At 64.5% G+C, this 23,024-nt stretch carries 22 protein-coding genes; 13 read left to right on the top strand and 9 right to left on the bottom strand.

Annotated elements, in window-relative coordinates; genetic code table 11:
• Nucleotides 1-197 precede the first annotated feature (197 nt).
• On the bottom strand, nt 198-3,023 hold the full coding sequence (gene uvrA, locus MWN76_RS18610; RefSeq protein ID WP_250464262.1) for an excinuclease ABC subunit UvrA: 2,826 nt from the start codon (nt 3,021-3,023) through the stop codon (nt 198-200).
• 186 nt (nt 3,024-3,209) lie between these two features.
• On the opposite strand from uvrA, the gene MWN76_RS18605 reads away from it, so the two are divergent.
• The 4 genes from MWN76_RS18605 (at nt 3,210) to MWN76_RS18590 (ending at nt 7,474) form a co-directional block, all read left to right on the top strand.
• The gene (locus tag MWN76_RS18605; RefSeq protein WP_250464260.1) at nt 3,210-4,616 is read left to right on the top strand and encodes a mannose-1-phosphate guanylyltransferase/mannose-6-phosphate isomerase; all 1,407 of its coding nucleotides are present in this window, start codon (nt 3,210-3,212) and stop codon (nt 4,614-4,616) included.
• 107 nt (nt 4,617-4,723) lie between these two features.
• Nucleotides 4,724-5,896, top strand: a complete 1,173-nt coding sequence (locus MWN76_RS18600) for an MFS transporter (protein ID WP_250464258.1) — start codon at nt 4,724-4,726, stop codon at nt 5,894-5,896.
• Nucleotides 5,897-6,025: 129 nt separating this feature from the next.
• A complete protein-coding gene (ssb, locus tag MWN76_RS18595; RefSeq protein WP_250464256.1) occupies nt 6,026-6,601 on the top strand; it encodes a single-stranded DNA-binding protein in 576 nt (191 codons plus the stop codon).
• Between the two features lie 18 nt (nt 6,602-6,619).
• A complete protein-coding gene (locus MWN76_RS18590; protein WP_250464254.1) occupies nt 6,620-7,474 on the top strand; it encodes a sugar nucleotide-binding protein in 855 nt (284 codons plus the stop codon).
• Nucleotides 7,475-7,545: 71 nt separating this feature from the next.
• Here the strand turns inward: MWN76_RS18590 and MWN76_RS18585 are convergent, their stop codons facing one another.
• Together MWN76_RS18585 and galU are read right to left on the bottom strand one after the other, a co-directional pair.
• Nucleotides 7,546-8,895, bottom strand: a complete 1,350-nt coding sequence (locus tag MWN76_RS18585; RefSeq protein WP_250464252.1) for a phosphohexomutase domain-containing protein — start codon at nt 8,893-8,895, stop codon at nt 7,546-7,548.
• A gap of 2 nt (nt 8,896-8,897) precedes the next feature.
• Nucleotides 8,898-9,746 (bottom strand): UTP--glucose-1-phosphate uridylyltransferase GalU, encoded by an 849-nt coding sequence (galU, locus tag MWN76_RS18580; protein ID WP_250464250.1) that lies wholly within the window; start codon nt 9,744-9,746, stop codon nt 8,898-8,900.
• A gap of 416 nt (nt 9,747-10,162) precedes the next feature.
• Here galU and fabA point away from each other — a divergent pair, with 416 nt between their 5' ends.
• Together fabA and fabB are read left to right on the top strand one after the other, a co-directional pair.
• Nucleotides 10,163-10,687, top strand: a complete 525-nt coding sequence (gene fabA / locus MWN76_RS18575) for a 3-hydroxyacyl-[acyl-carrier-protein] dehydratase FabA (RefSeq protein ID WP_250464249.1) — start codon at nt 10,163-10,165, stop codon at nt 10,685-10,687.
• Nucleotides 10,688-10,753: 66 nt separating this feature from the next.
• Nucleotides 10,754-11,977 carry a beta-ketoacyl-ACP synthase I gene (gene fabB / locus MWN76_RS18570; RefSeq protein ID WP_250464247.1) on the top strand — a complete coding sequence of 408 codons (1,224 nt, stop codon included), beginning with the start codon at nt 10,754-10,756 and terminating at the stop codon, nt 11,975-11,977.
• A 488-nt stretch (nt 11,978-12,465) separates the two neighbouring features.
• Here fabB and ispB read toward each other — a convergent pair whose 3' ends face one another.
• Nucleotides 12,466-13,428, bottom strand: coding sequence for an octaprenyl diphosphate synthase (gene ispB, locus MWN76_RS18565; protein ID WP_250464245.1), 963 nt, complete (start codon nt 13,426-13,428; stop codon nt 12,466-12,468).
• A 252-nt stretch (nt 13,429-13,680) separates the two neighbouring features.
• Here ispB and rplU point away from each other — a divergent pair, with 252 nt between their 5' ends.
• The 6 genes from rplU to MWN76_RS18535 all read left to right on the top strand — a co-directional run bounded on the left by rplU (nt 13,681) and on the right by MWN76_RS18535 (nt 18,210).
• Nucleotides 13,681-13,992 (top strand): 50S ribosomal protein L21, encoded by a 312-nt coding sequence (gene rplU, locus MWN76_RS18560; RefSeq protein WP_250464243.1) that lies wholly within the window; start codon nt 13,681-13,683, stop codon nt 13,990-13,992.
• Nucleotides 13,993-14,011: 19 nt separating this feature from the next.
• Complete coding sequence (gene rpmA, locus MWN76_RS18555; RefSeq protein ID WP_250464241.1) at nt 14,012-14,269, top strand: 50S ribosomal protein L27; 258 nt, start codon at nt 14,012-14,014, stop codon at nt 14,267-14,269.
• Nucleotides 14,270-14,402: 133 nt separating this feature from the next.
• Nucleotides 14,403-15,602 (top strand): Obg family GTPase CgtA, encoded by a 1,200-nt coding sequence (gene cgtA, locus MWN76_RS18550; RefSeq protein ID WP_250464239.1) that lies wholly within the window; start codon nt 14,403-14,405, stop codon nt 15,600-15,602.
• A gap of 81 nt (nt 15,603-15,683) precedes the next feature.
• Nucleotides 15,684-16,817, top strand: a complete 1,134-nt coding sequence (gene proB, locus MWN76_RS18545) for a glutamate 5-kinase (protein ID WP_250464237.1) — start codon at nt 15,684-15,686, stop codon at nt 16,815-16,817.
• Nucleotides 16,818-16,887: 70 nt separating this feature from the next.
• Entirely contained in the window at nt 16,888-17,508 is a 621-nt protein-coding gene (locus MWN76_RS18540) for a hypothetical protein (protein WP_250464235.1), read from the top strand.
• 105 nt (nt 17,509-17,613) lie between these two features.
• Nucleotides 17,614-18,210 (top strand): DUF899 family protein, encoded by a 597-nt coding sequence (locus MWN76_RS18535; RefSeq protein WP_250464233.1) that lies wholly within the window; start codon nt 17,614-17,616, stop codon nt 18,208-18,210.
• 76 nt (nt 18,211-18,286) lie between these two features.
• On the opposite strand, the gene rpsT is transcribed toward MWN76_RS18535, so the two are convergent.
• The 4 genes from rpsT to MWN76_RS18515 all read right to left on the bottom strand — a co-directional run bounded on the left by rpsT (nt 18,287) and on the right by MWN76_RS18515 (nt 22,559).
• Complete coding sequence (gene rpsT / locus MWN76_RS18530; RefSeq protein WP_250464231.1) at nt 18,287-18,553, bottom strand: 30S ribosomal protein S20; 267 nt, start codon at nt 18,551-18,553, stop codon at nt 18,287-18,289.
• A gap of 181 nt (nt 18,554-18,734) precedes the next feature.
• Entirely contained in the window at nt 18,735-20,789 is a 2,055-nt protein-coding gene (locus tag MWN76_RS18525) for an ATP-binding protein (RefSeq protein WP_250464229.1), read from the bottom strand.
• Between the two features lie 178 nt (nt 20,790-20,967).
• Nucleotides 20,968-21,657 (bottom strand): proteobacterial dedicated sortase system response regulator, encoded by a 690-nt coding sequence (gene pdsR, locus MWN76_RS18520; RefSeq protein WP_250464227.1) that lies wholly within the window; start codon nt 21,655-21,657, stop codon nt 20,968-20,970.
• Between the two features lie 206 nt (nt 21,658-21,863).
• Complete coding sequence (locus MWN76_RS18515) at nt 21,864-22,559, bottom strand: OmpA family protein (RefSeq protein ID WP_250464225.1); 696 nt, start codon at nt 22,557-22,559, stop codon at nt 21,864-21,866.
• A gap of 75 nt (nt 22,560-22,634) precedes the next feature.
• On the opposite strand from MWN76_RS18515, the gene MWN76_RS18510 reads away from it, so the two are divergent.
• Nucleotides 22,635-22,835, top strand: a complete 201-nt coding sequence (locus MWN76_RS18510; protein ID WP_250464223.1) for a hypothetical protein — start codon at nt 22,635-22,637, stop codon at nt 22,833-22,835.
• A 46-nt stretch (nt 22,836-22,881) separates the two neighbouring features.
• Here the strand turns inward: MWN76_RS18510 and MWN76_RS18505 are convergent, their stop codons facing one another.
• The gene (locus MWN76_RS18505; RefSeq protein ID WP_250464221.1) at nt 22,882-23,019 is read right to left on the bottom strand and encodes a hypothetical protein; all 138 of its coding nucleotides are present in this window, start codon (nt 23,017-23,019) and stop codon (nt 22,882-22,884) included.
• Between the last annotated feature and the right edge of the window lie 5 nt (nt 23,020-23,024).

The following is a 23,024-nucleotide window of genomic DNA, read 5'->3' as shown; positions in this document are numbered from 1 at the left end:
TATTGAAGACGGGAGAGGCGGGGAAAACCTGTTCGCGCCGGACATCCCTGTGGCGCAACGAAGGCGGCTGCTGGTGTATGGCCTTCCATCAGGGGGCCAGGGGGGAACCCTTTCCGCCAACCTGAGCCACCTCGGCTACTAAAGTGCGAGCCCTCCTCCGGGGCTGAGGCCTCTATAAATTCCGCGCACTGGCCCCGCTACTCCAGCATCGGCTTCAGGAAACGTCCGGTATGGGATACCTCGATGTCCGCCACGTCCTCTGGCGCGCCGGTGGCAATAATCTCGCCGCCGCCTGAGCCACCTTCCGGTCCCAGGTCGACAATCCAGTCCGCGGTCTTGATGACGTCCAGGTTGTGCTCGATCACGACGATGGTGTTGCCGTGGTCGCGCAATCGGTGCAGCACGTCCAGCAGCAACTGGATATCGGCGAAGTGCAGGCCGGTGGTGGGCTCGTCGAGGATATACAGGGTCTGGCCGGTGTCGCGCTTGGACAATTCGCGGGACAGCTTGACCCGCTGTGCCTCGCCGCCGGACAGGGTGGTGGCCGCCTGGCCCAGCTTGATGTAGGAGAGCCCGACATCCATCAGTGTCTGCAGTTTCTTGGCGATGGACGGCACCGGGTCGAAAAACTCGCGTGCCTCCTCGACGGTCATCTCCAGTACTTCGTGGATATTCTTGCCCTTGTAGTGCACCTCGAGCGTTTCGCGGTTGTAGCGGTGGCCCTTGCAGGTGTCGCAGGGCACATAGATATCCGGCAGGAAGTGCATTTCCACCTTGATCACGCCGTCGCCCTGGCAGGCCTCGCAGCGGCCGCCCTTGACGTTGAAGCTGAAGCGCCCGGGCTTGTAGCCGCGTGAGCGCGCCTCCTGGGTGCCGGCGAACAGTTCGCGGATGGGAGTGAAGATGCCGGTGTAGGTGGCCGGGTTGGAGCGCGGTGTGCGGCCGATGGGGCTCTGGTCGATATCCACACACTTGTCGAAATGTTCCAACCCGTGCACCGCGTCGTAGGGGGCGGCTTTCAGGGTGCTGGCCTTGTTCAGCGCCGTGGCCGCCAGCGGGTAGAGCGTGGCATTGATCAGTGTCGATTTGCCGGAGCCGGACACGCCGGTGACGCAGGTAAACAGCCCCACCGGAATGTCGAGGTCGACGTGCTTCAGGTTGTTGCCGCTGGCCCCTTCGATCTGCAGCCAGTAGTCCGCGCCCGGCAGGTAGCGCTCCTCCGGCACGGCGATCTCCTTGGTGCCCGACAGGTACTGGCCGGTGAGTGAGCGCTCGCAGGCGGCGATCTTTTCCGCTGGCCCGGCTACCACCACCTCGCCGCCGTGCACGCCGGCGCCGGGGCCGATATCGACGATAAAGTCGGCGCTGCGGATGGCGTCTTCATCGTGCTCCACCACGATCACCGTGTTGCCCAGGTCGCGCAGGTGCGTCAGCGTGCCCAGCAGGCGCTCGTTGTCCCGCTGGTGCAGTCCGATGGAAGGCTCGTCGAGAATGTACATGACACCGACCAGCCCGGCGCCTATCTGGCTGGCCAGGCGGATGCGCTGTGCCTCGCCGCCGGACAGGGTCTCGGCGCTGCGGTTCAGGGTCAGGTAGTTCAGGCCCACGTCCACCAGGAAGCGGAAGCGGTCGCGCAGCTCCTTGAGGATCTTGTCGGCGATCTCCTTCTGCGCGCCCTGGAAAGTCAGCTGGTGGTCGAAGTAGTCGAACGCGTCGCCCACCGGCAGCTCGGTGATCTGCGCCAGGGTGCGGTCGTCGATAAAGACATTGCGCGCCTCGCGGCGCAGGCGGGTGCCGGAGCAGTCCGGACAGCTCTGGGTGCTCAGGTACTTGGCCAGTTCGTCGCGCACCGACTGGGATTCGGTGTCGCGGTAGCGGCGCTGGAAGTTGGGGATGATGCCCTCGAAGGTGTGGCGGCGCATGGTCACGTCGCCGCGGTCGTTGACATAGCTGAAGTCGATCACCTCGTCGCCGCTGCCGTGCAGTATCACCTGCCGGTGTGCCTTGCGCAGTTTTTTCCAGGGCTTGTCCAGGTCGAAACCGTAGTGCTCGGCCAGCGAATCGAGCATATGGTAGTAGTAGATATTGCGGCGGTCCCAGCCGCGGATGGCACCCTCGGAGATACTGCTCTCCGGATCCAGGATCACCTTGTCCTCGTCGAAGAACTGCTTCACGCCCAGGCCGTCGCAACTGGGGCAGGCGCCGGCCGGGTTGTTGAACGAGAACAGGCGCGGTTCCAGCTCGTCCAGGGAGTAATCGCACACCGGGCAGGCGTGGCGGGCGGAGAACAGGTGGTCCGGTTTGCCGCCGTCCATATAGCTGATCGAGGCAATGCCGTCGGTCAGTGCCAGCGCCGTCTCGAAGGATTCCGACAGCCGCAGCGCCAGGTCGTCGCGCACCTTGAAGCGATCCACCACCACCTCGACGGTGTGTTTCCTGCGCTTGTCCAGCTTGGGGGTGTCGTCCAGGTCGCAGACCACACCGTCGATGCGCGCGCGCACAAAGCCGTCGCGGCGCAGCTGCTCGAACACGTGCAGGTGCTCGCCCTTGCGGTCGCGCACGATTGGTGCCAGCAGCATGATCTTGCTGCCCTCGGGCAGTGCCAGTACCTGGTCCACCATCTGGCTGACCGTCTGCGCCTGCAGCGGTTCGTGGTGGTCTGGGCAGCGCGGCTCGCCGACGCGCGCAAACAGCAGGCGCAGGTAGTCGTAGATCTCGGTGATGGTACCTACGGTGGAGCGCGGGTTGTGGGACGTGGATTTCTGTTCGATGGAGATCGCCGGCGACAGGCCCTCCACCGTGTCCACATCCGGCTTTTCCATCATCGACAGGAACTGGCGCGCGTAGGTGGACAGGGATTCCACATAGCGGCGCTGGCCCTCGGCGTACAGGGTGTCGAACGCGAGCGAGGACTTGCCGGAACCGGATAGTCCGGTGATCACGATCAGCTTGTCGCGGGGAATGTCCAGATCGATATTTTTCAGGTTGTGGGTGCGGGCACCCCTTACGTAAATCGTGTCCACGCGCTACCTATCAGTTTGGCCGGGAAAACGGGCAAGTATAATAGAAAGTGCTCGGCGCCATCCAAACCCCTGAATCGGCGAGTGGTTGCGTTACCGCGCTGGGCGCGGGCACGCCGGTTCTGTAGGATAGCGCGCCTGGTTGTGCCAGAATCCGTTTACTTAGCGTAATTGATAGAATTTTCCGCCATGATTCCTGTGATCCTCTGTGGTGGCACCGGTTCGCGCCTGTGGCCACTCTCCCGCGAAGCCTACCCGAAACAGTTCCTGTCCCTGACCGGCAGCGAGACGATGCTGCAGGCCACGGCACTGCGCCTCGATGGCCTGCCCGGGCTTCAGGCCCCGATCCTGGTCTGCAACGAAGAGCACCGCTTCGCCGCGGCGGAACAGCTGCAGGAAATCGACCGCACCGCCCAGTCGATACTGCTGGAACCCTGCGCCCGCAACACCGCACCGGCGATTGCGCTGGCCGCGCTGGCGGCGCTCGAGGGCGGCGATGACCCGCTGCTGCTGGTGCTGCCGGCGGACCACGCGGTCGCCGACGCCGGCGCCTTCCGAGCAGCGGTGGCGCCGGCCGCCGAACTGGCGGAGCGGGGACACCTGGTGACCTTCGGCATAGTACCGACCAGCCCCGAGACCGGCTACGGCTATATCCGCCGCGGCGAGGAAATCGGCGGGGGCGCCTGGAAAGTAGCCGAATTCGTCGAGAAACCGGAGCAAACCACCGCCGAGCAGTACCTGGCCAGCGGCGACTACGCCTGGAACAGCGGCATGTTCCTGTTTCGCGCCTCGCGCTATATCGAGGAACTGGGCCAGTACCGGCCGGAGATTCTCGAGGCCTGTCGCAAGGCCCTGGCCGGTGCCGCGCGGGACCTGGACTTCACCCGTATCGATGGCGGCGCCTTCGCCGCCTGCCCGGAGGACTCGGTGGACTACGCGGTGATGGAGAGGACCGAGTCCGCGGCCGTGGTGCCGATGGAGGCGGGCTGGAGTGATGTGGGTTCCTGGTCCGCGCTGTGGGACCTGGCGGACAAGGACGACGACGGCAACCTGCTGCTGGGCGATGTGCTGACCGAGGCCAGCGAGGACTGTCTGGTGCGCGCCGACAGCCGCCTGGTGGGGCTGCTGGGTGTGCGGGACCTGGTGGTTGTGGACACCGACGACGCCGTGCTGGTGGCCGACAAGACGCGGGTACAGGAGGTCAGGAAACTGGTGGCGCAGTTGAAGCGGGACGAACGCAGCGAGGCGCAGAATCACCGCAAGGTCTACCGTCCCTGGGGTTACTACGATTCCATCGACGGCGGGCCGCGTTTCCAGGTCAAGCGCATCGTGGTCAAGCCGGGACGCAAGCTGTCGCTGCAGATGCACCACCACCGGGCCGAGCACTGGATCGTCGTTCGCGGCACGGCCAAGGTGACCCGCGGCGGCGAGGAGCAGTTGCTGACCGAGAACCAGTCCACCTATATCCCGCTCGGTGTGACCCACCGCCTGGAAAACCCCGGCACCATTCCGCTGGAGCTGATCGAGGTGCAGTCCGGCAGCTACCTGGGCGAGGACGATATCGTCCGCTTCGATGACAGCTACGGACGATCGTAGCCGCAATTACCTGAAACGCCCGCGGCGGACCTTGCGGTTCGCCCCTACAGTCGGCGGCGCTGCGGCTGTTACAATGCGCGCCCAGTTTTGGCTGTCCCGGAAACCCCATGAACTCCACCGAACGTCGCGCCCTGCTGGGTCTGGCTTCCCTTTACGTCTTCCGTATGCTCGGCCTGTTTATGGTGCTGCCGGTGCTGTCGGTCTACGGTGCCGACTACCGCGGCAGCACCCCGGCACTGCTGGGCCTGGCGCTGGGCGCCTACGGGCTGAGCCAGGCGCTGCTGCAGATACCGCTGGGAACCCTGTCGGACCGCATTGGGCGCAAACCGGTGATCTTCATGGGGCTGGCGATATTCGCGTTGGGCAGTGTGGTCGCGGCGCTGACCGACTCGGTCTACGGCCTGATCGCCGGGCGTGTGTTGCAGGGCTGCGGCGCCATCGCCGCGGCGACCATGGCGCTGATGGCGGACCTGACCCGGGACGAGAAGCGCGGCCTGGCCATGGCCGCGATCGGTGCCGCCATCGGTGTCGCCTTTATGCTGGCGGTAATCCTGGGGCCGGCGCTGGCCGGGGCCGGCGGGCTGGCGGCGATCTTCTGGGTCACCGCGGCGCTGGCGCTGCTGGGAGCGCTGCTGGTCTGGCGGCTGGTGCCGACGCCGAAGGTGTCGCCGCGCACCGGTGTGCAGCGGGGCGACTTTCGCCGGCTGCTGCAGAGCGGCACCACCTGGCGCCTGGTGGGCGGGGTGTTCTTTTCCCACCTGCTGCTGACGGCGCTGTTCGTACCGCTGCCGCTGGAGATCGTCGACCGGCTCGACCTGCCCAGTGCCGACCACTGGAAACTGTACGGCCCGCTGATGGCGGGGACCTTCCTGCTGATGCTGCCGCTGATGCGCGCCGTGGAGCGCAGCGGCCGCGTGCCGCAGGCGCTGCTGCTGGGGATGCTCGGTCTCGGTATCGGCAGCGCGGCACTGTTGCTGCCCTGGGGGAGCGGTACCGCATTGGTGGCACTGTTGGCGGTATTCTTTATCATCTTCAACCTGCTGGAGGCACTGCTGCCGGCCCAACTGACGCGCACGGCGCCGGCGCAGTCCCGGGGCGCGGCGACCGGGCTCTACGCCACGCTGCAGTTCCTGGGGGCCTTTTTCGGTGGCAGCCTCGGCGGCTACCTGTTCGGTCTCGGCGGCGCGCCGGCAGTGGCGGCTCTGGGAGGGGCGGTGGCCTGCCTGTGGCTGCTGCTGTGGCTGCTCACGAGCGAACGCAAGCCGGGTGCCGCAGGGTAGCGCTTACTAACCGGTGGCGTCTGTTGTATGCTGCTGGATATATATCCACAATGAACCCGAAGCCGTGACTTTGGGAACGAATTCAAATTTCCGGAAATATTTTCCGAACCTGAACGAGAGGAGAGGCCCATGGCCAGTAGGGGTATCAACAAAGTCATTCTGATCGGCAACCTGGGCGCAGACCCCGAGTCCCGCTTTACGCCCGGTGGTGTGGCGGTGGCCAACGTCAACCTGGCTACGTCCGACACCTGGCGCGACAAGCAGACCGGCCAGCAGCAGGAGCGTACCGAGTGGCACCGGGTGGTGTTCTTCAACCGCCTGGCGGAGATCGCCGGCGAGTACCTGCGCAAGGGCAGCAAAGTCTATATCGAGGGCCGCCTGCAGACCCGCAAGTGGCAGGACCAGAACGGCCAGGATCGCTACACCACCGAGATCGTCGCCAACGAGATGCAGATGCTCGACAGCCGCGGCGGTGACCAGGGCGGCTTTGGCGGCGGCCAGGGTGGCGGTTACCAGCAGCAGCCACAGGGCGGCGGCTTCCAGCAGGGTGGTCAGCCCGCCCAGGATCCCTACGCCCAGGGCCGCACCGCGCCTTCGCCGATGGCGCCGTCCACCAACCAGCCGACCAACCAGGGCGGCGGCCAGCCGAGCCAGGCCCCGGCCGGTGGCTTCGATAACAGCTTCGACGACGACATTCCCTTCTAAGCCGGGCCGAGTGTATCCGTGCCTGAGCTTCACACCGGGTATTTCCCCGATTCCGTCGCCGTGATCGGCGCCGGCAACCGTATCGACAATGCGCTGCAGAAACGCCTGCAGCGCGTTGGTTTCCGCGTGCAGTTACTGTCGCCGGCGCAGCTCGACGCGTTGCGCCCCGGCGCCATCGCCATCAACGCCACCGCCTGTGCCGGCAGTGACGGCATGGCGATGGCGCTGAAGGTATGCCGCGAGCTGGTGCAGAGGGATTGCAGCCACCTGGTACACCTGTCGTCGTACCAGGTGTTCGACGGCGGCGGTCGCAAGCGCTACGACGAGGACGATGAGCCGGCGCCGACCAGCGAGGCCGGCCTGCAGTGGCTGGCCTGCGAACAGGCGCTGTTGGATTGCGACAATCTCACCCTGTTGCGTTTCGGCTGGATGGTCGATCGCAGCGAAGATGCGCTGCTGGGCAGGATCCTGCGCGGCCTGGTGGCCGGCCAGCCGATCGCCCTGGACGATCGCAGCAGCGGCAGTCCGGTGCCAGTGGTGGACCTGGCGCGGGTGGCGGTCGCAGTGGCGCAGCAACTGGCCAGCGGCGCCTCCGGTGCCGGCATTTTTCACTATGGTTCTGCAGACAGTTGCACTGCGCTGGAATTTGCCCGCGAGGTGGTCGAACGGGCCCAGTCCTTCTACGGCGAGGAGTTTTCCCCGGAGTTATCGGCACTGCCTGACGGTGAAACCGAAGATACCGGCAGCGCCGTGCTCGCCTGCGACAAGTTGCGCGATGTATTCGGTATCCAGCAGCGCAGCTGGCGGCAGGGGCTTACCCGGCAGGTAGAGCTTTGGCTGGAAGCGGTTGAGAAGGGTGGTGATCTGGCATAACAGCCGGTTGCCATTTGGATCGGCAGGGGCGGACCTCGGGTTCGCCCCTGCAGCGGATCGGGAGACTCCGATTAACCGCGAATCAGCTTCAACAGTTCTTCGGTCTTCTCCTTCATCAACGCCTCGTCCCCACGGGACTCGACGTTCAAGCGCACCACCGGCTCGGTGTTGGACATGCGCAGGTTAAAGCGCCAGTCCGCGAAAGCAACGCTGAGGCCGTCCACATGCTCGACGCTCCCTGCGTCCGCGCCATACTGTTCCTCGGCCGCTTTCAGCAGTGCCGCCGGGTCGTCCACCTTGGAGTTGATCTCGCCGGAACAGGGGAAAGCCGCCATGCGCTCACTGACCAATTGCGAAAGGGGTTTGCCACTGCGGCTCACCAGCTCCGCCACCAGCAGCCAGGGAATCATGCCGCTGTCACAGTAGGCGAAATCGCGAAAATAGTGGTGCGCGCTCATCTCGCCACCGTAGATGGCATTCTCCTTCCGCATGCGCTCCTTGATAAACGCGTGGCCGGTCTTGCTCTCGATCGGTTCACCGCCGCTGGCGCGGACGATATCCTGGGTATTCCACACCAGGCGCGGGTCGTGCACGACCTTGCTGCCGGGGTGCTTGAGCAGGAAAGCCTCCGCCAGCAGCCCCACCACATAGTAGCCCTCGATAAACTCGCCGTTTTCATCGAAGAAAAAGCAGCGGTCGAAATCGCCATCCCAGGCGATACCAAAGTCGGCGTCACTCTCCTGGACGGCTGTCGACGTGGACTCGCGGTTTTCCGTTAGGATCGGGTTGGGAATACCGTTGGGGAAGTTGCCGTCCGGCTCGTGATGGACACGCACAAATTCAAACGGCAGGTGTGGAGCCAGTGCATCCACCACCGCGCCGGCACCGCCGTTGCCGGCGTTGACCACCAGCTTCAGGGGTTTCAGTTTTGCGGCGTCTACATAACCCAGCAGGTGTTGGACGAAGTCCTCGCGATGCGCGTAGCTGTTCAGCTCCCCGCGCTTTTCCACCGGGGCAAAATCGTTTTCCTCCGCCAGGCGCTTGATATCCTTCAGGCCGGTATCGCCACTGATCGGGCGGGCCCCCGAACGCACGAACTTCATGCCGTTGTAATCCATCGGGTTGTGGCTCGCGGTGACGCAGATACCACCATCAAATTTCCCGTGGAAAGTGGCAAAATAAACTTCTTCCGTGCCGCATTCACCGATATGGAAAACGTCGGCCCCGGCGTCGCGCAGGCCGTTGGCCAGGGCGTCGGTCAGCTCGCCACTGGTCAGGCGGATATCGTGACCGACCACCACGCGCCCGGCCCCCAGGAACTGGGCAAAGGCGCGGCCCACGCGGTAGGCGATATCGGTGTTCAGCTCATCGGGTACGCGGCCGCGCAGGTCGTAGGCCTTGAAACAGGTCAGCTCGGTCACTTTTATTTCTTCTCCAGTTCAGCCTGTTCGGGCAGGTAAACATTCTCGTAGACAAAGTTGGTGGCTTCGATAAAGCCGTCGACGGAACCGCAGTCGAAGCGGCGGCCCTTGAAGTTGTAGGCCAGCACACAGCCCCGCTGGGCCTGGGCCAGCAGCGCATCGGTAATCTGCACCTCGCCGTTTTTGCCCGGCGGGGTCTCGCGGATCAGGTCGAAGATGTCCGGCGTCAGGATATAGCGGCCGATGATCGCCAGGTTGCTGGGGGCATCCTCGGCGGCCGGTTTCTCCACCATATCGGTGACCTGGTGCAGCCCGGGTTTGATCTCATTGCCGGCAATCACGCCAAACTTGTGGATATGCTCCCGCGGCACCTCCTCCACGGCGACAATACTGCAGCGGAACTGCTTGTACAGCTGCACCATCTGCCCCAGTACGCCCAGGCCGTCGTTCAGGCAGAGATCGTCTGCCAGCACCACGCCAAAGGGTTCATCGCCCACCAGGCGCTGCCCCTGCAGGATCGCATCACCGAGACCGCGCATTTCCCCCTGGCGGGTGTAGGAGAAGCTCGCCTCGTCGATAACCTTGCGCACACTGTCCAGGTACCTTTCTTTACCGGTGCCTGAAATCTGGTGTTCCAGTTCGAAGTTGGTGTCGAAGTGATCTTCGATGGCGCGCTTGCCGCGACCGGTCACGAAGCCGATCTCGTTCAGGCCGGCCTCGATCGCCTCCTCGACGCCGTACTGCACCAGCGGCTTGTTCACCAGCGGCAGCATTTCCTTGGGCATGGCCTTGGTGGCGGGCAGAAACCGGGTGCCATAGCCGGCCACCGGGAAAAGACATTTTCTAAGCATTCTTGTCCTCAAATCCTCTTCTTTAAAAGGCAGCGCTCCCCCGCGCCACATCGGTACCGCATCGCGGCCCCCGGTGCAGTTCCCGGGCCAGCGTATCGTCACCGTTAGTAAGGGACAGCACACTGCGCGGGAAGTTATCACAAATCGCTTACAGCGATCACTCACACGCGATGACAGAAGGCGGATGGCACCGGACGACAAGCCCCGCCTCCCCACCAGGTAGAATACAGCAACCTGTATGCCAACCCGTTTTGAGACATCGCGGGCACCTGCGGGTGAATCTGGGACTATAGCCCCAAGTACTGGTCACAAAAAGGACAGTGACCGACTGGACAAGCTATCCTCAGTCTTTAGAATGCCCGCTCTTGCAAAAACGCCCAGACCCTGTGGCGCGAACACCCAAAAACGGGATTAAGATGAGTAACTTCGTTCAAAAAAGCAGCTACACCAAAGAAGAACTGCTGGCCTGCTCGCGCGGCGAGATGTTCGGCCCCGGCAATGCGCAGCTGCCCGCACCCAATATGCTGATGCTCGACCGCATCACCCATGTATCCAAGGACGGCGGCGCCTACGGCAAGGGAGAGCTGATTGCCGAACTGGATATTCACCCGGACCTGTGGTTCTTCGACTGCCATTTCCCCGGCGATCCGGTCATGCCCGGTTGCCTGGGTCTCGACGCCATGTGGCAGCTGCTCGGCTATTTCCTGGCCTGGAAGGGTAACCCCGGTCGCGGCCGCGCCCTGGGCTGCGGCGAGGTGAAATTTACCGGGCAGATACTGCCGACCAACAAGAAAGTCACCTACCATATCCAGATGAGCCGACTGGTGGAGCGCAAGCTGGTAATGGGGATCGGCGACGGCGCGGTTTCCGTGGACGGGCGCGAGATTTACACTGCCAAGGATTTGCGTGTAGGGCTGTTCGCCCGCACCGACAATTTCTGACGCTCCGGAACAACCGCAGAACAATAACAAAGTACACTGTCGAAAAGCTTTTAGTTGGAGATCACTATGCGACGGGTCGCTGTCACCGGAATGGGCATCACCTCCTGTATCGGGAACGATGTCAACAGTGTCACTGCCTCCCTCAAAGAGGGCCGCAGCGGCATCCGTTTCCAGGAGGAGTACAAGGAACTGGGGCTGCGCAGCCAGGTCGCCGGCGAAGTGGATATCGACTTCAAGGACCATATCGACCGCAAGCAACTGCGCTTCATGGGCGACTCCGCCGCCTACGCCTATATCGCGATGAAAGAAGCCATCGAGATGTCCGGCCTGGAGGAGAGTGATGTCTCCAACCCGCGCACGGGCATCGTCATGGGCTCCGGCGGCACCTCCACCCGCGAGATCATCGACGCCGCAGAGGTCCTGAAGGAGAAAGGCGTGCGCCGTGTGGGCGCTTTCCGCGTGCCCCAGGTCATGGGCAGCACCGTGTCCGCCTGCCTGGCGACCCCCTTCAGGATCAAGGGCATCAACTACAGCATCTCCTCCGCCTGCGCCACCAGCGCCCACTGTATCGGCAACGGCGCGGAGCAGATCCTGATGGGCAAGCAGGACATCGTGTTTGCCGGCGGCGGCGAGGAGCTGGCCTGGAGCCTGACCCACCTGTTCGACGCCATGGGCGCTCTGTCCACCAAGTACAACGACACCCCGGATAAGGCCTCGCGCCCCTATGACGCGGATCGCGACGGTTTCGTGATCGCCGGCGGCGGCGGCTGCCTGGTGCTGGAGGAGATGGAGCACGCGAAGGCCCGCGGCGCCAGGATCTACGCCGAACTGACCGGCTACGGCGCCACCTCCGACGGCTACGATATGGTCGCGCCCAGCGGCGAAGGGGCACAGCGCTGCATGGAGCAGGCGCTGGCGGGCCTGGACGGCAAGGGGCTGCAGGGCAAGATCGACTATATCAACACCCACGGTACTTCCACGCCGGTGGGCGATGTGGCCGAACTCAAGGCCATGCGCGAGGTTTTCGGCGACAAGGTGCCGGCCTTCGCCTCCACCAAGTCTCTGACCGGCCACTCCCTGGGCGCCGCCGGCGTGCAGGAGGCCATCTACGCCCTGCTGATGATGCAGAACGACTTTATCGCCGCTTCCGCGAATGTGGAGCACCGCGATCCGGAGGCCGAGGGCATGGACCTGGTGACCGAATTGCGCGACGCCAAGGTCCAGCGCGCCATGTCCAACAGCTTCGGCTTCGGCGGCACCAATGCCTGCCTGGTGTTCGACAAGGTCTGAGCCATCGGCTGCCACAATCGATACCCCGGGGCGAACCTTGTGTTCGCCCTTTTTGTTGGTTGTGGTCCCTTGGCCTTTTGTCATTAGAGGGGACAGTGGCGGCCCTGCTACCGGGAGCACCTTGTGGGACACGCCGTGAATACATCCCTGTAGGCTTGTCCGCGAGGTCCCTCTCGCAGACAGTCCCACAAGGTGCTCCCGGTAGCAAGGCCTTCGCATCGGCCTCGGTATTCTTTTTGAACGATCCAGGCAGTCAAATAGAACTCCAATGTCGATGCGAAGGCGCTGATACCGATAGCGGTTTGGCAGACCTTATGAGACAGGGATGTCGATTAGAGCGTACAGGGACGTATTCACCGCGTGTCTGGCAAACCGCTATCGGTAGCAGCGCCGCCACCGAACTGGCTAACGAGCACCACACCGGGGTCCAGACCAAAAAGGGCGAACACAAGGTCCGCCCCTACGTCTTCAGCCGGTGGAGCCCGGCCTCAGACCGTCCGTTCCACCGCAAAACTCGCCAACTGCTGCAGCGCCGTCTTCTGTTCACTGTCCGGCAGCACGGCCAGCTGATTCCAGGCGTCGTCCACCGCCACCCGCGCCCGCTCCATGGTGTATTCCAGCGCGCCGCATGCCTCGATGGCCGCGACGATTTCGCCCAGTTTGTCCGCGCTGCGTTGCTCGATGGCCTCGCGCACCAGTGCGGCCTGGGCCTCGGTGCCATTGGCCATGGTGTAGATCAGCGGCAGGGTGGGTTTGCCCTCGGCCAGGTCGTCACCCACATTCTTGCCCAGTTCCTCGGAATTGCCGCGGTAGTCCAGTGCGTCGTCCACCAGTTGGAAGGCCAGGCCGAGGCTGCGGCCATAGAGCTTCAGTGCATCGCGCTGTTCGCCGGTGCAGCCCGCCAGTACCGCCGCTGTCTCGCAGGCGGCCTCGAACAGGGCGCCGGTCTTCTTGTGGATCACCTTGAAGTAATTGTCCTCGCTGACCTCCGGGTCTCCGGCATTGACCAACTGCTGCACCTCGCCCTCGGCAATGGTGTTGGTGGTCTCGGACAGGATCGACATGATGTCCATATCGCGCAGGGCCACCATCATCTGGAAGGCGCGGGAATAGAGGAAATCGCCCACCAGCACCGCCGGTGCGTTGCCCCACTTGGCGTTGGCAGTGATGCGCCCGCGGCGCATATCGGAGGTGTCCACCACATCGTCGTGCAGCAGGGTGGCGGTGTGGATGAACTCGATGATGGTTGCCAGGTCGATATGGTCGCGGCCGCCGTAGCCCGCCGCGCGGGTGCACAGCAGCACCAATAGCGGCCGCAGGCGTTTGCCACCGGCCTCGACCAGGTAGTGGCCGATGTTCTCCACCAGTGGAACATCCGAGTGCAATTGATCAATGATCCGCTGGTTGACTGCGGCAAAGTCGTCGGCCGCAACCCGGTGGAAAGGCAGCATTCGAGGGTTCCTTATACTACTTGCTGGGGGCCGGTCCGGCGGTGTCCGGCCGGCGAGGGCGCGCTATTGTATCAAGCCGGCGAATTGATTAGAATCTGCGCCCCGCTTTGACCGGCTCCCAGTGTCGGGAAACCCGTCGGCGGATCGATTTATCAACTACACGGCGCAAGCTCCCGAAATGCGGAGCAGTGACTCACCGGTACCCCGGCGTCCTCCCGCTGCTTCGTGTCGTCCATCTCGGAGCATAGAGATATGTACGCTGTAATTGAGAGCGGTGGCAAGCAGCACCGCGTGGAAGAGGGCGAAGTGCTTCGCCTGGAGAAGCTGGAAGTCGCCACTGGCGAATCCATCGATTTTGACAAGGTGCTGATGGTCGTCGACGGCGACAAGATCAACATCGGTGCCCCGGTGGTAGACGGCGCTAAAGTGACTGCCGAGGTGGTCAACCACGCGCGTGGCGAGAAGGTGAGAATCATCAAGTTCCGCCGCCGCAAGCACTCCATGTCCCGTCAGGGCCACCGTCAGTGGTACACCGAAGTTAAAATCACTGGCATCAAGGCATAAGCAAGAGGAGTAACGACTCATGGCACACAAGAAAGCTGGCGGTAGTACGCGCAACGGGCGCGATTCCGAGAGTAAACGCCTGGGCGTGAAGCGCTTTGGCGGCCAGTCTGCAGTGGCAGGCAACATCATCGTGCGTCAGCGCGGCACCAGGTTCCACGCCGGTGTCAACGTTGGCATGGGCAAGGACCACACCCTGTTCGCCACCGCGGACGGCGTTGTGAAGTTCGAGGTGAAGGGCCCCAACAACCGCAAGTATGTTTCCATCGAAACAGCTTAAGCGGTTCTGAGCCCAGGCCTCACAAAAGCCCCGCCCAGTGCGGGGCTTTTTGTATATGCTGGAAATTCGGGGGCTCGGGACTCGGGCCCCGCTGTAGGAGCGGCCCATCGCCGCGCACAACCCTGGAACTATCATGAAATTCGTAGACGAAGCCCCCATTCACGTGCAGGCCGGCAAGGGCGGCAACGGTTGCCTGAGCTTCCGCCGGGAGAAGTTTGTCGAGAAGGGCGGTCCGGACGGCGGCGACGGCGGCGACGGCGGTTCCGTCTACCTGGAGGCCGACGAGTCCCTGAATACCCTGGTGGACTACCGCTACCAGCCCCGCTACCGGGCCGAGAGCGGCGAACAGGGCCGCGGCCGCAACTGTACCGGTGCCAAGGGCGAGGACCTGGTGCTGAAAGTGCCGGTGGGCACCACCGTGATCGATGTCGACACCGGTGAGACCCTCGGCGATATGACCGAGGCCGGCCAGCGCCTGCTGGTGGCCCAGGGCGGCTGGCACGGCCTCGGCAACACCCGTTTCAAATCCAGCGTCAACCGCGCGCCGCGCCAGACCACCAACGGCACGCCCGGCGACGAGCGCAGTCTCAAGCTGGAGCTGAAAGTGCTCGCCGACGTCGGCATGCTGGGGTTGCCCAACGCCGGCAAATCCACCTTTATCCGCGCCGTGTCGGCGGCCAGGCCCAAGGTTGCCAACTACCCGTTTACCACCATGGTGCCCAACCTGGGTGTTGTGCAGGTGCAGAAGCACCGCAGTTTCGTGATCGCCGATATCCCCGGCCTGATCGAGGGTGCCGCCGAGGGGGCCGGCCTGGGCATCCGTTTCCTCAAGCACCTGACCCGCTGCCGCGTGCTGTTGCACCTGGTGGACCTGGCGCCCTTCGACGGCACCGATGCAGCGGACAATGCCCGCGCCATCGAGCGCGAACTGGCCGCTTTCAGCCCCACCCTGGCCGGGCGCGAGCGTTGGCTGGTGCTGAACAAGACCGACCTGGTGCCGGCGGATGCGCTGGAAGAGCGTTGCAACGCCGTCGTCGAGGCGCTGGGCTGGCAGGGGCCGGTGTTCCGCGTGGCCGCCATCCGCGGCGAGGGTACCGATGTGCTGGCCGGGCGCCTGATGGACTACCTCGAGGAGCGCAAAGAGGAGGAGGCCGCAGATCCGGCGCTGGCCGAGGCGGAACTGGAAGCCCAGCGTCAGATGCAGCGCGAGGCCCGCGAGCGTATCGGCGAATTGCGCGACGCCCAGCGCGGCCGGAAGCGCGCCCCTGATGAGGAGGATGACGATGACTGGGACGACGATGACTATGACGTCGATGTAGAATATCGTCACTGATTCATCGCATTCCCCTCTGCCGCTCGCGGGGAGGGGATCAACACCTCTCTTCCCCTGTGAGAGAGGTCGGGGAGGGGGAAATTGGACTCCGCATCGTCTCGCCAGCAGCTCGCCAGCGCCAAACGCTGGGTTATCAAAATCGGCAGTGCCCTGCTGACCGACAACGGCCGCGGGGTCAACCGCGCCGCCATTTTCAACTGGGTGGAACAGATTGCCGCCCTGCGCGCGCGCGGCATCGAGGTGATCCTGGTCTCCTCCGGTGCTGTCGCCGCCGGCATGGATCGCCTCGGCTGGCGCCGCCGCCCCGAATCCCTGCACCAGCTGCAGGCGGCCGCCGCCGTCGGCCAGAGCCACCTGGTGCAGGTCTACGAACACGCGTTCAGCCAGTTCGACTGCCGTACCGCGCAGATACTGCTGGACCACGACGATCTCTCCAACCGCACCCGCTACCTGAATGCGCGCAGCACCCTGCGCACGCTGCTGTCCCTCGGCGCCCTGCCGATCGTCAACGAGAACGACACCGTGGTCACCGACGAGATCCGCTTTGGCGACAACGACACCCTGGCGGCGCTGGTAGCCAACCTGGTGGAGGCGGATGCACTGCTGATCCTGACCGATGCCGACGGTCTCTTCACCCAGGATCCCCGCGACAACCCCGATGCCGAACTGGTGGGCGAGGCCTCGGCCATCAACCCGTCCCTGCTGGCCATGGCCGGCGGCTCCCGCAGTGGCCTCGGCCGCGGCGGCATGAGCACCAAGGTGCGCGCTGCACAGTTGGCGGCCCGCTCCGGCGCCTGTACCGCCATCGCCGGCGGCGCCCGCGAGGATGTCATCACGCGGATCTGTGCCGGCGAGCCGCTGGGTACGCTGTTGCTGCCGGAGGCGGATCCGCTGGCGGCGCGCAAGCGCTGGCTGGCGGGCCAGTTGCAGGTGCGCGGACGCCTGACCCTGGATGCCGGTGCCGAGCGGGCACTGCGGGACCTGGGCAAGAGCCTGCTGGCGGTCGGTGTAACCGAAGTGGACGGCCGCTTCCACCGCGGCGAGCTGGTATCCTGCTGCAATGCGGCCGGCGAGGAGGTCGCCCGCGGGTTGGCCAACTACGACAGCAGCGAAACCGCCCGGGTGCTGGGGCAGTCATCGGAGCGCTTTGTCGAACTGCTCGGCTACCGGGACGACGACGAGCTGATCCACCGCGATAACCTGATTCTGTTGTAGTGAACAGTGTCCCCGATAGGTGGGCGCGGCCGGGGCATGCTCCGCAAGAGCTTTGCAATACGGAGGCGGTATGAGTCTGGATTTTCTCACGGGTGAGTGGCGCAGGCTGCTGGTGGATACCCTGGTGGTGTTGATCGGTGTGCTGGCCGCCCTGGTGCTGAACAATATCCGCGAGGATATCGCCGCGGAGCGGGCCGCGCGGGGGGCTACGTCGCGACTGGTTCAGGAGGTGGCGCAGAACGCGCAGGAACTGCGCAATACCCGGGAGGTGGTCGGGCGGCGCATATCGAAGCTGCGTAAACTGCGCGAGGAGCTGCCCGCAGACAGGAGCCTGAAGGATCTGATGGGGCAGTTCCATGGCTACTGGGTGGTCGAGCTGAGCGCCTCGTCCTGGGAGTACCTGTCCCGCAGTGCCCTGGCGAATTCGGTCGATCCGAACCTGTTGCAGGAAGCCTTTGCGTTGTACAAGGCAAATCGGCGCTTCGACCAACTGAATGGCCAGATTCAGGGTTTTGTCTATTCGGAGGCCTTTGTGTCGCCGGGCAAGGCGGCCACTGCAGTGGATATTTCCGAGGCGATCATGTGGCAGCAGCTGCGATGGTCGAAAGAGCTGTTGCCCCAGTACGAACAGTTTCTCGAGCGTTATTCCCGGCAAGAGGAAAAGGCCGGGGCAGAGGTGGCCGTCAAATAGTCCCCGGCTTGATCTGCCGGCAAATATTGGCGCCGGAAAACCCTGTCCGCGGGCGGCCCTGGTTTAGTCTTTTGCCCCGGGAATTCATCATCGGGCGGGCCTGCCATGGACGAGATACAGCAGACAGAACAGCAGATTAACGAACTGATCAAAAAGCTGAATGCATTGCGCCGGAAACACCGCGGCGATTCGGTGCAAAACTACACCTTCAACACCCTGGATGGCGAGGTCCCGCTGCTGGACCTGTTCGCCGACCACCAGCGCTTGCTGCTGATTCACAATATGGGGCAGGGCTGTCGCTACTGCACCCTGTGGGCGGACGGTTTCAACGGCCTGCTGCCGCATCTGGAGGCGGCCATGTCGGTGGTGCTGGTCTCGAAAGATGCGCCGGATGTGCAGCGCCAGTTTGCCAACAGCCGCAACTGGCGCTTCCGCCTGGCCTCTCACGGCGGTGGCGACTATATCCGCGAGCAGTCGGTGCTGCCCGGCGAGGGCAATATGCCCGGTGCCGTGGTCTACGAGCGCGAGGGCGATACCATCTTCCGCAAGAACAGCTGCGTGTTCGGGCCCGGGGATATCTACTGTTCGATGTGGAGTCTGTTGGGGTTGGCCGGACTCGGCGAGGGGGACTGGACACCACAGTTCAGCTACTGGCAGCGCCCGCAGAAGCTGGATGACGGGGGTGTCAACCTGCGCGACTGAGCAGCACTCCGGGCCGGGAACGAAAAAGCCCCGCAATTGCGGGGCTTTCCGTATACGTCTGCTGGCATGGTAACGCTCAGGCAGCCAGCGCCTTGATCTGCGCGTTCAGGCGGCTCTTGTGACGGGCGGCCTTATTCTTGTGAATAATGCCCTTGTCCGCCATGCGGTCGATGACCGGAACGGCTGCCGTGTAGGCTGTCTTGGCTTTTTCCGCATCACCTGCATCGATGGCCGCAACTACCTTCTTGATGTAGGTACGCACCATGGAGCGCAGGCTGGCGTTGTGGATGCGGCGCTTGTCGTTCTGGCGCGCGCGCTTCTTCGCTTGAGGTGTGTTGGCCACCGGTTGCTCCTGTTGGAATCTCAGTAAATCTGTAACTAACGGGCCGGGGCCCGATCGGGACGCGACATTATCGCTACGGTTGATCGTTTGTCAACCATGGCGGGACTCGGGACTCGGGACTCGGGGCTCGGGTAGGGCGCGCCGTGCGCACCGGGCCGGGGAAAGGTGTGCACGGCGCACCCTACATCTTTCTCGGGAGCTCCAGGGTGAATATTACTCCCGAACCATCGTCCCGGTTGGCCGCATGCAGCCGGCCGCGGTGGAAATCGGCAATCAATCGCGCGATATGCAGTCCGAGCCCCAGGTGCCCGGCCCTGCCGCCGTCGTCCCGTACCGAAACCAGTGAGTCGAACAGCTTGTGGGCGTAGCCCTCCGGCAACCGTGGCCCGTCGTTCTCGACCGAGATCCGGTAGCGGTTTTCCCCGCCAACCACCGCCAGCCGTATCTCGCTGCCCGCCGGCGCGAAGCTGCAGGCGTTATCCACCAGCTTGTCCAGCAGCTGTGCCAGCAACTCCGGCGCGCCGTGGAGCGGCAGTTCGCCCCGGGGCTTGTCCAGTGCGAAGCGGTGATCCGGCTGCGCGTCACTGTAGCTCTGCACCAGCACTTCCAGCAGGTCCGCCAGGTCGAAGTCTTCCCTCTCCGCATTCTGGATGCTGGCCTCCAGGTGGCTGGCGGCGGACAGGCTGTTGAGGATGCCCGATAGCCGTGCGCTGCCCTCCATGGCCCGCTCGGCGTAGCGGCGGTTGTGTTCGTCCAGGTCGCCGGCCGCCAGGTTGTCCAGCGACGAGCGCACCACCGCCAGCGGCGTGCGCAGCTCGTGGGACAGTTTGCCGGCCAGGGTGCGCAGGTAGTGGTGGTACTGGTCCAGTTCCGCCAGCAGGCTGGCGAAGGCGCGATTCAGGGCGCCGAGTTCGTCGCCGCTGCGCGAGTGCGGGAAATTGCCGCGCAGTTTGCCGCTGGCGTCCACCGCGTTGCGCGCCGCCCGGTGCAGGCGGCGGATGCGCCAGGACAGCCAACTGGCGTAGCCGAGCAACAGCAGCAGGGCGATGCCGGCGGCGGCGCAGCTCACCAGCCACAGCCGGTGGGCGGCGGATTCGGTCAGGGACTGCAGGGCCTCGCCGGACTGCAGGGCGATCACACGCCCAAGCAGCGGCCGCTCGATGATGTCGTCCGCGCGGGTAATGACCGGCACACTGACGGCGCCGACGCGGCCCGCCAGCGGCGTGCGGAACCACTGTTCCACGGTGGCGCGGTACTCCGGAATTGCCGCGGGCGCGGTCATCACCTCCGGCAGCCCCCGCTCGGGCATCGGCGGCAGCGCCCGGCGCTCCAGCAGGCGGCGGTAGATCCAGTTGCGCAGCCAGGGGTCGTCAGCGGGGTTTTCGATCGGCTCCGCGTCTATCCGGCCGCTGCTGGCAATCGGAAAGCCCTCCTTGTCGACCACCGCCAGGCGCAGGTGCGGGCGCGCGAAGTGCTCCAGTTCCGCCTGTAGCGCCGGCAGCGGTTGCACCAGCCTGCCGGGGCGGCCGTCCAGGGGCAGGGTGCCGGCGCTGCGGACCGGGTCGCCGCCGTCGCTGAACTGCCGGTCGAGGATGTTCACGGCCAGTTCGCCGCCGGTCAGGGAGTAGGGCAGCGCCAGCTCCAGCTGGTAGCCGTCCGGGGCGGTGGTCCAGCGACCGCGCAGGCGCAATTCGCGCTGGTATTTGCCGCGGCGGGCGTCGTACCAGTGGGCGCGGGCGTTGCCCTGGCTGGCCACCGGCAGGGTATAGCGGCGGTGGCCGGTATAGAGTTCGACGGTGTCGCCACTGGCCAGCAGGCCGGTGCGCGGATCCTGGTAGGCGGGAGTGCGATCCGCCACGGTCAGCAGCAGGTAGAGTTGCTCGCCGCGCCGGCCCAGGGTAATCCGGCCCAGCGTCTCGCCGCTGTCGTCGGCGAGCGACCTGGGTTGCAGCTTCCAGCTGCGCCACTCGTCGCCGTAGCCGTTCAGCTGCGGCGCCCGCGGCAGTGGGTTGAGATACAGCTGGGCGCCTGTGGGACGGCCCAGGCGCTCGGGGTCCGGGGCGATCAACTCCGGCGCACTGGCCAGCCGCGCCGCCACGGCACTGGCTGTGGCTTCCAGGGCCTGCATCTGTCCCTGTGCCAGGGCGTTGTCCACCTGCCGCAGGTACTGGCAGCCGGCCCAGGGCAGGGCCAGGGCGACGAGGCTGACGAAAAGCAGTTGGCGGCGCAGTTTCATGGGAACTGCCGGGACTCGGGACTCGGGGCACGGGACTCGGAACCACGCTGTTGACAAGTCACATAAAGCGGGTGACTCCGGGGTAGGACGCCATCATGGAAGAAGCAGGGCATTTTTCGATGGGCAGAGACTCCGCCTACATCGAGTCCCGAGTCCCGAGTTCCGGGTCCCGTTTCCACTAAACCTGCCACCGGTACCCCATCCCGTAGGCCGTGCCGATTGCATTGAAATCGCCGTCCAGTGCCTGGAACTTGCGCCGGATACGCTTTACGTGGGAGGTGATGGTGTTGTCGTCCAGCACCACGCGCGCCGCTTCCATCAGTTGGCTGCGGGATTTTACGTGGCCGGGGCGCTTGGCCAGCGCGTGCACTATCCAGAATTCGGTCACCGTCAGGTCGACATGTTCACCGCGCCAGTGGCAGTGCAGGCGGGAGATATCCAGGTCCAGGTCACCCTGGGTCAGGGTTTCCGAGTCCCCGCTCTGGTCTTTCAGCACGCTGACCCGGCGCAGCAGGGCATTGATGCGCGCCTGCATGTGCGGCAGGGAGATATCCTTGGTCAGGTAGTCGTCCGCGCCCAGGCGCAGGCCGGAAATGATATCCAGCTCCGAGTCGCGCGCGGTCAGGAACAGGATTGGCAGGCTCGGCGCCATGGCGCGCAGCTCGCGGCACAGTTCGAAGCCGCCCTCCACCTCGGCACCGAGGCCCACATCGATGACTGCCAGGTCCGGTAGTCGCTGCTGGAAGGCCTCCAGGGCCGTGGGGCGCGAGCTGTAGAGGTTGACCGTGTAGCCGCTGCGGCGCAGGGCGTCGCGGTAGTTTTCGGCGATGGCGATTTCATCCTCGACGATGGCGATGGTGGCTGGCATGGCGCGATCCGGGTGATTTTTATACGAGTGTGCTGGCGCTGAATCATGCCTCAAATGGGCGGATAAACCAAAAAAGCGGGCATTTGCGGTGCCCGCGAAATACAGCAAGTACAACAGGGTTTTGCACGGGAGGGTGTCTGGGTGGTCGGATTTGCAGTCCGATCCTGCGAGTCCCGAGTCCCGAGTCCCGAGTCCCGGGTCCCGATTCAGAAAGTGCCGGCCATGGACTCGGGCAGGTTGAAGTGGATATCCACCCGGCGCTCCATGGCGTAGGCATCCACATCACCGCGCGGGGCTTGGGATTTGCTTGCCCCCAGGGCGCGGCGGCTGATACGCGCGGGATCGATGCCGCAGTTCTCCAGGGCGCGCTGCACACTCAGGGCGCGCTGGTCGGACAGCACATTGTTGTAGCCGTCGCTGCCGCGGGGATCGGCGCGGCCTTCCAGTTCAACCTGCAGTTGCGGGTGACGCTTGAGAAAATCGGCCAGGGTGGCCACCTGGTGCAGCTGACCGTCCTGCAACTGATCGTCGCCGGTGGTGAACAGCAGCTGGAATTGCAGCGAGTTGAGGGCCAGCTCGTTGGCGTCGTTGGCCGACAGGCGCGCCGCGTCCAGTTGCCGGGCCAGGTCGTTGAGTTCCGTGCGGCTGTCGGTCAGTTGTGATGCCAGCATATCTGCCTCTTCTGCTTGTTCAATCTGCTCGCCCAGCCAGGCTCCGCCGAGGGCTCCGGCGATGAATCCGACCGGCCCGCCCACTGCGGCGCCCGCGACGGCGGCGCCGGTGAATACGGTGGCCTGCTTGGCCGGTGTCAGTTTCGATCCGCGAAACTCGTTTTGTTCGTTGGCCTGGACGCCGGAGGCAACCAGGGAACCCAGGGTCACAGCCATCAGTACTTTTTTCACAGTCCTTCTCCTTGCGGTTTTGTCTCTCGGTTGGGGCCTGTGCCGTTGTGGCGTTTCCGGCCCGGTCGAGAGTCATTGAACAACCGCAAGGGGGCACTGGCGTGGCGCCCCGGGGGCAAATTGCAGCGCAATTATGGCGAAAAATGGCAGTTGCGCTGCAGTTTAGTGGGCCGCTCGCAAAGTCAGGTAACAGTTCGCTTCGCCAAATCGTCCAGCTCTGCGTTGAGAAAGCTTGAAATAACGCTACTATTCCAGCGCTTTCTCGCCTTGACCTGAACGATTTGGCTGTGCTCCTTTGTTACCGAACTTTACAAGCGGCCCACTAGCGACGGCGGCGGTAGCGGCCGTCGCGGGGGGCGTCGATGCGCACCCGCACCCGTTTGGGGCGGGGGCCGAGCGCTACTGCGACATAGAGCAGTATTGCCAGCGCCAGAGCGATAATCAGTGCGTTGATGGTCATCCGTC

The organism is Microbulbifer litoralis (genome assembly GCF_023634065.1).
Classification (GTDB): domain Bacteria; phylum Pseudomonadota; class Gammaproteobacteria; order Pseudomonadales; family Cellvibrionaceae; genus Microbulbifer; species Microbulbifer litoralis.
This window is presented reverse-complemented; position numbering and strand designations above follow the sequence as displayed.